Source organism: Protofrankia sp. Cr2 (assembly GCF_963555885.1).
Lineage (GTDB): Bacteria > Actinomycetota > Actinomycetes > Frankiales > Frankiaceae > Protofrankia.
Window position 1 is genome coordinate 19,803 of sequence record NZ_CAUVXG010000040.1, and the last position, 12,005, is coordinate 31,807.

Sequence of the window (12,005 nt, forward strand, 5' to 3'; positions counted from 1 at the left end):
CTCCCCGGCCGGCATCGGCCTGCAAGGGGTAGCGCCGGTACGCAAGGAGGCGGGTCGTGGATGGTGCCGATCAACTGTTCGCTGTGGTGGCCTACGAGGGCAGCCGTCACCGAGCCAGCGCAGCACTGCTACCTGTCGGTCGTTGAGCGGCTCACGCCGGCTGACCATCGCGCTCCCTGCCAAAGCTGGCTTATCTGGCTGATGGGACGGCAGCCTGTCAGGAGAATCAAGGGTAGCGCTATACACCGATCCCCGAAGCCACCGCGAGACATGTCCTGCGACCGCGGTTGGTTCGGCAGCCATGACTCTCAGCCCGCGGCTTGCCGCCCGGCCCTGGACGGCCCGCCTCCGGAGGCAGAGGCCGGCCGCAGCCCCCTCCGGAGAGGAGAGCTCGCTACCTGCTGTTATCACCTGTTGCGGCTATCGGCACCACTGCCGCCGATGCGCTGGTCGCCCAGGGCAAGGCGGCGCCGGGTATCGCCTACGAACCTCCGGGAGCGGCGGAGGCGGCAAAACGCCGTGGGGACGCCTGTGTGCAGAAAGCCTCCGGCAAGACCCTCTGTGATGTGCTGATCGAACCGTCACGGGCTCCTGCCGGCTCCGCTGCCCCTCAGGTGCAGCCTTATGACGTGGCGAACATGAGCCTGGTCTGTATAGACATTGCTCTTAACGGTACTGGAAGCATCCGAGAAAAAGCAACGGATCGCTTTAACGCCTGCCACATGGAACACCATGCGCTTCTCCTTTGGACCAATGGAACGCCAACTGACTGGTTTCCTTACATCGAGTTCTTTGATCAGAGGTTTACGAATAATTCAACAACCTGGACGGGGAATATTATCGTTCAATACGACCCGTACTCCAATGCGTACCCATCGCTGCCGAAGTTGCCCGGCATTTCATTCGACTCTCCGCTAGTTAGCCGTTCGGGCTGCACGACTAATCCGGCCGGACACGTGCCAATAATCCTCCTTCCCAATCCGGGTTCCCAAGACGCTGCCGACTTCAGTCTGTCATGCTCTGTAGCCACCGGTTCCGTCGGAGCGAAAATACCTGCAACCGTGTCATATACTGGCTACTTCCCCGGCGCCACCCCGGCCCCGTTTTCCCACACTCTTTCATCAGCCCAGGCCGTCCGCTGTGACAACTTCCGTGGAAACATCGGCGCCGCCTGCGTGCTTCCGAATGTGGCGGGCATCGCTACCTTCGACATGACGAACCCCGTGCACTATCTCGCCGCGACCGGATACCTGTACTGGCAGGTTCATCTTCAGGGCTATCCCGGCTACCTGGGGCCCTATGGCTACGGCGTTCCGCTGGTCTACACCTCCAATGCGAGCGTCCAGACCGCCAACACCAACACGGCCTGCGGGAACTTCACTCCGCTCTACGCTGGCGACCAGTGCGACGAGTACCCATTTAAATCCACTACTAACGGTGCTTCCGGAAAACAGTACGGCGTCGGTTGGGGACGCTGCTCGATTCCTGGTGATCAGAACGGGCAGGCCGGATCGGTCTTGGCATCAGCCTACCGGCTCCAGCACATCACCGATGGCGACAACTTCTATGCCCAAGTCGTCGGGGACGTCGCCCTGCCACCGGTTGTTGATCGCTGCACCAGATAAAAGGCTTTTCAGATAGTCGAAGCTTTGGCTTGAGAAGCGTCGGACTGGCTCGCCTGATCGTCTCCCTCGATCGTTCCACAAGGGTTGGCGGGCCAGCCCCGACGCTTCAAAGATGGCGGGCAGGAGCCCCGGGTTGCGTATAGGTACAATAGGTATATCCGGATCTTGCTTCGATTCGTGGATACGAGGATGCCGTGACCGACTTGGAAAAATACGCCTGGGCTGAATCTGTCGCCAGCTACGACGCTGGTGTGTATACTTTCGTTAAGGGCGGGGTCCGTTCCGAGGTTCTTTCCCTTTTTCACTGCTGGGAAGAAGATCTCAAGCTGGTCCCCATCACCGATGTGCCGTGGGGCGACGGCGGCGAGACCTTCATTTCACTCATGCCCCAAAAGCGGCATGAGTGGCTGGTCATCGGCGAGCATGGCACCTACTTCCGTGGGTTCCAGCTGCTAGCGGAGCTGTCTCGCGGCCGTAGCGTCTTAATGGTTGCTTTGCCCCAAATAAACCCGTTTATCCAAGTAGCGGTAGATGGCGAAATCGTGCGCTCATTTAACGCCTGGAGCCTGTATGATCCTGTAGGTGCCCTGCCGGAGGAAGCCGGACTGCCCTTCGGCTCAACGGCTGGTACCGTAGCCACCTTCGCCTTCATCGAGCGGCTAACCGGCCATGTGATGACACAGCAGTGGATGCTTGGCCCCTGCGAGACTGCACGGGCCAGGAGCGAGCCTCCGCACTGACCTATCGGGCAGGCTGTACGTGTTCTGGCTGGAAGCGAGAGGGGAGGCGGATTGCTCCTCGCCTCAGCGCTTCTCGTCACCTTTTCTGTCGCCCGCACTCGCCATCTCCCAAGTCCAAGACGTCAAGACCGAACTCGGTGCCGTCGGCTCACAGCTCGACCGCCATGACCAAGCCATCAAGCAGCTCGCGGATCATACGGGCGCACGACTTCAGTACGAATAGCCATCGTCCGGGCAATTGCCCTGGCTCGCTTGTCGGTATCAGCCGTAGGCCCCACCACGACCCCCGGCACAGCCGATGCCGCTGGGACTGGTACTCCAGCCACCGCTCGTGCGGCTCCAGCCCGCCCCGCTGCAATCTTCCGCCGCTCCTTAACAACCCGCGCCCCAGCCATCACCGCGTACTCCGGATTCAGCTCAATCCCCACCCAGTCCCCGCCACTCGACGATCGAGGCGATGACGGGTCCGGCGGGTGGGGCCATGAGGGCTACTCGCCGTCGGTCGGGTCGGGTCGGGGGGTGAGCTGATTCGACCGCAGCAGCTCGCCGAGGGTCGCCAGCCCCTGGCTGATGATCTCGCGGCTGCCGGCGTCCACAGGTCCGGCGTGGGTGATGCCGTCGCGCATCTGCACGACCCGGGCGCACTCGACCGGAAAGTCCTTTCGGTCGAGGAGGTCGGCGCTCTGCGTCGCCGCGATCACCTGGACGTGCTCAGAAGCCTCAGTCAGTGCGTCGAACAGGACGCCGGTTGCCGTCGGGTGCAGGCCGACCTCGGGATCCTCCACAGCGACCATGGGGATGTCCCCGGTCAGCGTGTCCGGCTGGAAGAGCGCCGCGAGAATGCCGGCGACGTTGAGGGTGCCGTCGGACATCGACTCCGCATCGAATCGGCGGACTCCGCCAGGCGCTCCATGATCCTCAATGCACAGCTGGACGATGTGATGTCGGTCCAGCGGGTGGTCATCGACGCCCAGCGCATGGGGGACGATCGCGGCGAGATAGTCGTCAACGCGGCTCTTTACCGGGGGAAAGTGCGTGGCGAGATGGCCGAGCACCTCCCCGAGGCGCTCGCCTTGCCGGCCCAGCACCGGCTGCCCGGTGTGTACCTCGACCCGGCGCATCACCGCTGCGCTCACGACATAGAAGGACATGGCCCGCAGCGCCGCGTGTACCGCGGTGAACGGCGGCCAGCGGGCCGCCGCCGGCAACAACAGGCTGCCCGCGTCCGTCGCCGGCCCTTGGAGATAGCCGGGACCTTCGACCACCTGCCCGTCCCGCACCTCGAACCGGGCCGGCCTGACGAACACGGCGCCGGCAATCTCGCACCGCTCATGCGCCACGATGACCGGCCCTGCCTGCCCGGCCGACCTGTTGTCCCTGCCTCCGCGGAGCTCGAGGACGTAGGTGGCCGGCACCGCCCTGACGCTGTCCAGATCAGCGGCAACCGCGCGGGCGCGCACCATCACCTCGAGATCGAGCTCGATGCTGAAGGAGTCGGCCCAACCGTCGGCGGTCCGGCGTAGCACCGCCGGGATGCCGCCACGTTCGGCCAGGGCACGGGCCGGCCCCCATGTCAGGGCATCGGCGACGAAGCGCAACGCGTCGAGGATGTTGCTCTTCCCCGCGGCGTTGAGCCCGAGCAGCACGGTCAACGGCTCGAACGTCACCTCGCAGTCCGCGATCGACCGGTAGTTCCTGATCCGGGCCCGCCGGACGAACGGCACCGGCCGGACCGCCGGAGATACCTCTCGCTGCCGCATGCGTCACCTCCTTCCTGTAGCGCTGGCACGACCCTGTAGCGCTGGTACGGCGCATCCCGATGAGATCTGCCTACACCACCCCCGCGCCCGCTCGCGGTCGACACGTCGAACTGCCCCGTCACCGCGGCCGTGATCAGCGCCTGCCGCCGCTCCGCTAGCAGGTATATCTGCCGTCGACGAGGAACAGCAATCCGCTGTACCGGCCGACGGCGGACGTGTGGGCGACGGCGCGGCGCGAAACGAGGGACGAGGCGGAACTCGTCAACGCCCTCGTTCATCTCACCTTGGAGCTGCTGCGCGCCCCGCAGGCAGCGGACACCCGCGGCCATCACCTTTGATCAAAATTGCTTGTGTAGAGCCACGATCAGGGGATGGTCGTGGCCGCCGGCGGCAGGGTCGCCCGGGCGTAGTCGGCCAGCTCGCCGGTGCCCGGGTGGCCGGTGGCCGCAAGCTCCTGCTGCAGCACGTGGAGGTCATGTCGGGCCAGCTGGGATGACAGCCGGGCGGCTTGGTCGACTACCTCCCAGCCGAGTTCCAGTCCGGCCTCGGGGTTGCCGGCACTGCTCGATCAGCCCGTAGGTCTCATCGATGGCGGCGGCGTCTTCCTGGGTGAGGCCGGCCGCCTCCCGGGCCTGGCGGAGTTTCGCTGGTTCCCATCCTGGATGGACCCGTGGTGGCATGGCCGATCTCCCGTCACTTCAGCCGGTAACCATTCCCGGATACTAACCGTGGCACTACCGGTGCGTTACGTGGGTTTGATATCCACGGAAGATGTCCGGGCGAATGTCCGGGCGAATGTCGGGGTATCGGTCCTGGTACGTCGCCCGTGGCTATGGCAAGGGCACGGACGCTCACCCTCGCAATGTCTGGATCACTGTTCTGGGACACCCGGCGGAAATGGTGTGAAGTTGACGTGTCGGTGCCGGCCGGGTTGAGGAGAACTCCCCGGCCGGCATCGGCCTGCAAGGGGTAGCGCCGGTACGCAAGGAGGCGGGTCGTGGATGGTGCCGATCAACTGTTCGCTGTGGTGGCCTACGAGGGCAGCCGCCAGGGGCCAGCCCAGGTCTTCTCGATGTTCGAGAGCCCCGTGGCGGCCGACGGCTTCGCGGTGGCCCGGAACTTCGCCGACTATGTGGTGGCGCCGGTGGGGTTCGTGATCGAGGAGACCCCAGCGGGACGCCCGGAAGGGCCGGAAAGGATGAGGGGCATGGGGGATGCCATGACCGCGGCGGAGCATCGGGCGTACGCCCTGGCGGTTCTGGAGCAGGATGCCGCCTACGACCGTGATCCGCAGGGTGATCCGGTGTTGTGGACGGCCGACATGCGCCGCGGCTTATCCGCAGCGCTCCGCGTGGAACCGACGCCGGTCCTGACGGCTGACTGTGGAGTGACCGACAGTGAGGTGGCAGCGCACCTGGCTGGACAGCGGGCAGCGCTGGATGTCGTGCACACCGCGATTGCCCAGGCGTTTGGCCGGGATCGACTGCGCGGCGATCCTATTGACCGCTAGCGGAGTCGACGTTGCCGAGATCATCCTATCGGAGCGTCGCTACGACCATGTGAACCCGCCCTCTGTTTTGAGAAAGTAATACGAATTCCGTCCGATGCGAACTGACGACAGTTGGCATGCGGGGTCGGCCAGTTTTGAGGTCGCCTGCGGTGGCGTCGAGCTGGTCGATGAATGATCCTTGACGAAGGGTCTGGGGGCGCAGCCACGGTCACCCGTTGGATTCGTGACCTGTTCGGCAGAGAGCCGGGGCGCCGTCTGTGGGTTGTGCTGGACGATCCGCTGGGCCTGGCCCTTGCTCAAGGCTGGATTCTGGGTGAGTCAGGGCCGCGTGACGATGACCTGGCGGAAGACCTTGCCGCTGACGACTCCAACGACCGGCGCTTCGGGGCTATGCTCGCCGTTCTGGTCGAGCATTGGCGATCCGTTTACACCACATCCAACCGACTACATGGACGACGTCCAGCGTCGGATCCGATAGCAATCGCTGACCGCAACGTGGGTGGACGTCAGCGGACGCCCACGAACGACGGAGGCGCGTTGACCCGGGCTGACGAACGTCGGCGAACCTCCACGAACATCACAAATGAGACTTTTAATCCGCGGGTCAGTCTCTGTGCGTAGGGTGCGCGCGCCGGCGGAGTCAGAAGAACCCTGCCGCGCCGCTTCCCCTCCTCTGCGCGTCGAGCGCGCCTGCGGTGCGGGTCGGTTTGGCATCGAAGATCGGTATCTGACGAGGCGACGCCCGGCGGTTTGCCGGGCCTGACAGCCAAGGCTGCGGACGCCCGTGGAAGATCTAAAACAAGCGGGCGGCGAACCTTGCATGGGTCTCGCTCAGGTAGGGACCGCACGGTAAGGTGGTTGGGCGTAGCCTCCTGTGTGGGTGCTGCGAAGTGACGCCCGGGTGAGCCCGCCGTATGCACGGGACCCCGGGCGCCTGCGTGTCTGGGGTCTGTCGGTCAGCTCCCGTCAACGTCGAACACCTCTACGGGGCCGAGTGCGTCGAGCAGTTCGGCGGTGTTGCGGTGCAGCGCGCGGAACACGGCGCCGGCCACGGTGTCGGCGGCCCACAGGATCGGCTCTGAGGCTCCGGTGGGAAAGCGGATCGACAGTATGTGGCTGTGACGGCGTGCGGGAAGGCCGTGCACGATCCGCCAGTCCGCGGTGTTCGGTTGACGTCCCCGTGATTCGATGACGAGACCATCGATGCGTGGGCCGAGTTCGACTGCCAGGCGGTAGAGGCAGGCCGCCCGTACCCGCTCGGGATGGCGGCAGGGATTTCCCACTGCGACGGCAGTTGCGATCTGTAGATCGGCGACTGCTCTGACGCGAACGAGCGCTTCTTTACCGTTGAGGCCGTGGAAGTGTGCCTTACCTGGTTTGTTCGAGCCGTGCATAGCCCGCATCGCCGACCGCAGGCTCTCGTCCGCGTTGTCGGCCAGCACCGCGGCCAGGACGTAGATCCCATCATAGCTACGGCCGGCGGCGTAGGACTCGTCGATGAAGGCGAACACACGCATATTTGACCGCGAGCCGAATTATGGCTGATGGGTGGGTGTCGGCGCCTACGTGCTGCTGACTGCTGTCCGGCAGGGCAAGAAGTCCCGTTCCCTGCGCGGGAAGAGTCTCCCGGACCGTCGTCCGCGCAGGTCACAAGCGTGATCGAGCCCCTGGCCTTCACCCGCCGGAGAAGCTGGCAGTGTGAGGGTCAGGGGTTTGAATCCCCTCAGCTCGACAAGATCAATATATACTCCGACCAGGTAAAACACTCTGGCATTCCGATCAGGCTGGCATGATCGATGAAGCAGTGGTTGTAGCAGTTGGCGCACTCTGATAGCAGTTCGGCCAGGAGGGCGCCTTCCATACTTTTGCGGCCTCGGCGTCCACCGCGCCGGGGCGAACAATCTTTCCCCGGCGGCCTCCTCGGCTGCCAGCCGGGCGGCGACCACGGCGCGCAATCCCCGCCCGTCGGCCAGCAGCTCGATGAGTGCGCTGGTGTCAACCACGATCACTCGGCGTCCTCCCGGACGGCGCGTACCGCGGCGATGACCTGTTCGTGTGTCAGGCCGGTGCCCTCTCCGAGTGCGGCAAGGCGGGCCACGGACTCGGCGACGCTGCGGCGGCCGGTGTCCTCGGGCGTGCGGGCCAGTAGGTAGGCCAGGGCCTCGATCGGCATCACCACGGCGACCTCCCGGCCCCGTTTGGTGATGACGGTCGGTGTCTTGGCGTACTCGGCCCGGCCCACGACCTCGGTGAAGCGTGCCCGCGCTTCGGTGAACGGCAGGCTGGGTATCCGGCTGTGTTCTGGCATGCTCTCGGCCATGATAGAACTGTACATCTTGTGCAGTTCCTGGCTCGCTGCGCCCAGGCTTTGATCCAAATCCGTGCGGGGCGCGGGGCGCGGGGCGTGGGGTTATCGAAACCGAGGAGGGTCAACCCACAACTGAGACATCATGATGTCTCAAAAAGCTTGACAGGTTCCGGCGGAGCACGAACCTGTCGCTCGAAGATCTGCTGCACCAGCTCAACCGGACGCTGCGGAGCGGCTGATCGCGGCGGTCGCGGGAGGATCGACAGAGGTGCACGCTCATGCGGCCTCTCACATTCGTCTTACATATGGTCGGGTCAGCGGTTGGCGGCCCATCGAGCAACGTGCGCCGTGACGGTCTCGCGGTCGGTCCGGGGTCGGCGGGTCTGCCATATCTGGTGGGCGGCGGCGAGCTTGCCGGCGAGTTTGTCGATGAGGGTCTGTTGCTGGTCGGCGGGTAGCGGCGGGCCGGTGAGGAGTTTGGTGTATCGGACGGTGTCGACGATCGCGGACTTGACCCGTTCGTGGGCGAGGTAGACGGGAAGATCTGTTTCCCAGCCGTCGCAGGGCGGGCCGGGCACGGCGTCCGTCCAGCGGCCGAGGAGCGTGTCGTGTTCGTCGGGTTGGTAGGCAGTCTTGTGAAGATGGACGGCGAGGTCGTAGACGGGGTCGCCCCACAGCGCCAACTCCCAGTCGAGGAAGTAGGTCCGCCCGTCCGAGAGGATCATGTTTTTGCGGTGGATGTCGGTGTGCAGGAGCCGGAACGGTCGGGGCCGCAGTCGTGCCCAGGCATGCTCGATCGTCGTGAGGGGTTCGGCGGGTATGCCGAGGGCGGCGAAGAGGCTGCCGAACTCGGGTAGGAAGCGGGCGTGGACGTCGGCGGTGACCGCGGACAGCCGGGTGGCGAAGGAGCCGGTGTCGCCGTCGTCGGGCCAGCCTGGCGGGGTGGCCGGCACGTGGTCGCGGGGAACGGCGCCGAGTTGCGCGAACAGGTTGGCGACGTCGTCGAGGACATGGGCCGGGACGCGGACGCCGCGTGGGGCGAGATCGTCGAGAAGCTGCCCGGCGATGAACTCGTGGATCTGGAAACGGGGGTCGTCCTGGGTGTGCAGGAGCCGGGGGGCGTGGGCGACCCTGCCTCGGATGGCGCGTAGTACCTCGGGTTCCGGCCAGATGGCGAGGTCCATGACGTCGCTTCCCGGAATGGGAATACGGACGATCACGGGTCCGGTCGGGGTGTCGAGCCGGACGTTGTTGTTGTAGAAGCCGGAGGCGCCGTCGGTACATTCGAGTGCAGCCCGGTACAGCTCGTCGGGTTTCCAGACCTGGCCGGTGAGGAGTTCGGCGGTGCAGGCGCGGATGGGCTCTTCGATCGCGCCGAGGGTGTCGAGGGGCTGCAGCGCCGTTCGGGCACGATGGGCGGCGGCGGTGACGGCACCGTCGGTGACACCGAGGAATTCCAGGGCGTGGGCTGCGAACAGGACGAAGGTGGGGTACACGTCGGCGGCTTCGAGCTCCTCGACGGTCCGCCGCAGCGAGGTGACCGCTTCGTCCATCCGTCCCCGCCGGGCGTGGAGCAGGCCGGTGTAGAGCTCGGCGCGTGCACGGCCTGAGCGGTAACCGGCCTGGTCGAGTACGTCGCAGGCGGTGCGCAGCGCGGTGTCGGCGGCATCGAGGTCGCCGAGGCGCAGCCGGGCGACGGCCAGCGCGGTGTAGGCCTTGCCGAGTTCGTGGCGGGTACCGATGTCGCGGTGCACCTCGATGGCGCGGCCCGCCGCGTCCACCGCCTGGTACGGCTCGACAAGGCAGAGCAGTTCGGCACGGTTCGTCTCGATGTCGGCGAGACCGAGGGCGTTGCCGGATGCCTCGTAGCAGGTGGCCGCCTCGTCAAGGTGGTGACGGGCGGTGTCGAAGTCGAAGGCGAACCGGCCGGCGAGGTGACGGAGTCGGGCGACATCGCCCCGGAACTCGGCGTCGTCGGCGGGGGCGAGCGCGTCGAGATCGGCGGCGAGGGCTTCGGCGTCGCGGAATCGGCCCTGCGCCATGTGCAGGTCGCAGGCCCACAGCCCCGCTTGCAACCGGGGTGTTCCGGTGGTCTGTTCCCACACGCGGGTGAACAGGGCGAGGGCTTCGCGGGTGTTGCCGGCGATGCGCTGGCCGTGGCCGGCGGCGACCGCCAGCCGGGCGCCGACCGTTGAGGTGAGGTCGGCCGCAGCGGCGGGCTCGACGGCGAGGCGGACCGCGGTCGGGGCATCGCCGAACCGGACGGCGGTTTCGGCTTCGAGACATACCAGCGTCTCGGGCAGATCGCCGAGGTCATCGAGATCGCCGAGGTCATCGAGATCGCCGAGATCGCCGAGGTCAGCAGAGGGCCGGAGCGCCAGCCGGTTGCGTAAGTCGTCGGTGAGCCCGGCGGCGGCGCTGTGGCCGCCGCGGCGTACGGCCCGGTCGGCGTAGTCGAGCAGCGTGGCGCCGCCGATGGTGCCGGCGGCCAGGCCGTGGAAGACCGCTTCGCGCAGCGCCCGGGCGCTGGCAGGTCCATCGTTTCCGGCGGCGAGGGAGTCGGCTCGTTCGTCCCACAGCGCGCGCAGGGCGATGTGGACGTCGTGAACGACGGGGGGGGGAGACGGGTCGACAGCGCCGCGCCCATGAGCTGGTGGAAGCGCAGCGCGTCACCGGCGGGGTAGACGAAGGAGTACGAGGTCAGGGACTCCCAGGCGAGCCGGTCGCCGGGTAGGTGGAACCGCGCGGCCAACAGCCGGAAAACCTCGTAGTCGAACAGACGAGCCGGGCTGAGGACCTCGAGGGTTCGGATCTCGTCGGCGGTGACGTGCTCGAGGAACCGGGCGAGGATCTGGGACTGGGACACGGCCGCGCGGCCGGATGCGGCGTCGGACTGCTGGTGGTAGGTGTCGACGGCAAGGTGGAGGTAGAACGGCAGGCCGGCGCTCGCCTCGGCGACGGTGTGCCGATGGGCCGGGTCGGTGATGCCACCGGCTTCGAGCAGGTCGAGGCGGGCGGCCATCGGCAGGCCGCCGATGTCATCGACGCGGACGACGTCGGACCACTCGGGGTCGTTGGTCTCCCAGCGCAGCGGTTCGCGGCTGGCGACGACGACCAGCCCGGTGTCCAGCTGGGCGCACAGGTCACGCAGCCAGCCGTCGGCCAGGTGCGCCCGCCCGGACCGGACCGGTGTCGGGACCAGCGCCTCGTAGCTGTCGACGAACACCACGTACGGCTTTTCGGTGCTGCCGTCGCGCAGATCGGCGGCGAAAACGTAGGTCACGGCGTCGGCGAGGTCACTGTTGGGCAGGTCGTCGAGTGTCTGGAGAATGTTGTCCCGTCGTACCTGCATCCGGCGGCGGACGTCGGACGAGCCGCGTTCCAGAATCCGGATCAGTCCGCGTGCCGTGCCGAAGAACGGCAGGCCGGCGACCGTGTCGACGACGTCGGTGAGAATCGAACTGCCGTCCAGGAACGGCAGGTCGGCTTTGTCCAGCCGTAGGTGCGGGTGGAGGCGTTGCCACAGCACGGCGTAGGCGATGTCGAACCGATCGAAGTGGACGCCCAGCGCGCCGAGCTGGCCCCGGAGCACAGCGAGAGCGTCCTCCTGCTGGCGCAGCGCCGGTATCTGGAGGTCGAGAGTCGCGGTGCGGTGGGCTTCGCCGACGCGGTCCTTCAGCTCGCGCAGGAGCCGGGATTTCCCGATGCCCCCGACGCCGGTGAGATTCAGGATACGCGGCCCGCCACCGAGACGCCCGAGCTCGGCGGCGAAAGCCTCGAGTAGCGGTTCTCGGTCGACGAATTCCCGTTGCAATGCGGCGACTCGACGGAACCTCGGCGCGGGGACCATGGCGCACTCCTGGCGTTATTCGGCTGTCAGAATTCGGCTGTCAGAATTTCGTCGCACGTCCGAGGAACGTACTGTCTCATCCTGTCGGAGACTATGACAGAGGGTGTGGAGTGCCCGCCTTGCCCGGAGCGGGTTGGGGCGCGCGAGAACGCGGTGTCCATGGGGCATGTGCGGCGGCACGGACGTATCGTCGATCCGTGCTGCGGCGACAC

At 66.4% G+C, this 12,005-nt stretch carries 9 protein-coding genes; 5 read left to right on the forward strand and 4 right to left on the reverse strand.

Features of this window, described 5'->3' with window-relative positions; genetic code table 11:
* Positions 1-533 precede the first annotated feature (533 nt).
* Positions 534-1,625, forward strand: a complete 1,092-nt coding sequence (locus tag U9978_RS17125; protein WP_322762143.1) for a NucA/NucB deoxyribonuclease domain-containing protein — start codon at positions 534-536, stop codon at positions 1,623-1,625.
* Between the two features lie 194 nt (positions 1,626-1,819).
* Positions 1,820-2,365, forward strand: coding sequence for a hypothetical protein (locus tag U9978_RS17130; RefSeq protein ID WP_322762144.1), 546 nt, complete (start codon positions 1,820-1,822; stop codon positions 2,363-2,365).
* Positions 2,366-2,853: 488 nt separating this feature from the next.
* Here U9978_RS17130 and U9978_RS17135 read toward each other — a convergent pair whose 3' ends face one another.
* On the reverse strand, positions 2,854-4,125 hold the full coding sequence (locus U9978_RS17135) for an AAA family ATPase (RefSeq protein WP_322762145.1): 1,272 nt from the start codon (positions 4,123-4,125) through the stop codon (positions 2,854-2,856).
* Positions 4,126-5,122: 997 nt separating this feature from the next.
* On the opposite strand from U9978_RS17135, the gene U9978_RS17140 reads away from it, so the two are divergent.
* On the forward strand, positions 5,123-5,635 hold the full coding sequence (locus tag U9978_RS17140; RefSeq protein WP_322762146.1) for a hypothetical protein: 513 nt from the start codon (positions 5,123-5,125) through the stop codon (positions 5,633-5,635).
* A gap of 956 nt (positions 5,636-6,591) precedes the next feature.
* On the opposite strand, the gene U9978_RS17145 is transcribed toward U9978_RS17140, so the two are convergent.
* The 3 genes from U9978_RS17145 to U9978_RS17155 form a co-directional block, all read right to left on the reverse strand.
* Complete coding sequence (locus U9978_RS17145) at positions 6,592-7,152, reverse strand: hypothetical protein (RefSeq protein ID WP_322762147.1); 561 nt, start codon at positions 7,150-7,152, stop codon at positions 6,592-6,594.
* A 488-nt stretch (positions 7,153-7,640) separates the two neighbouring features.
* Positions 7,641-7,970 (reverse strand): type II toxin-antitoxin system Phd/YefM family antitoxin, encoded by a 330-nt coding sequence (locus U9978_RS17150; protein WP_322762148.1) that lies wholly within the window; start codon positions 7,968-7,970, stop codon positions 7,641-7,643.
* 287 nt (positions 7,971-8,257) lie between these two features.
* Complete coding sequence (locus U9978_RS17155) at positions 8,258-10,048, reverse strand: aminoglycoside phosphotransferase family protein (RefSeq protein WP_322762149.1); 1,791 nt, start codon at positions 10,046-10,048, stop codon at positions 8,258-8,260.
* 629 nt (positions 10,049-10,677) lie between these two features.
* Between U9978_RS17155 and U9978_RS17160 the strand changes: the two genes are divergently transcribed.
* Entirely contained in the window at positions 10,678-11,445 is a 768-nt protein-coding gene (locus tag U9978_RS17160) for a hypothetical protein (protein WP_322762150.1), read from the forward strand.
* 6 nt (positions 11,446-11,451) lie between these two features.
* The gene (locus U9978_RS17165; RefSeq protein WP_322762151.1) at positions 11,452-11,727 is read left to right on the forward strand and encodes a hypothetical protein; all 276 of its coding nucleotides are present in this window, start codon (positions 11,452-11,454) and stop codon (positions 11,725-11,727) included.
* Positions 11,728-12,005: the final 278 nt, after the last annotated feature.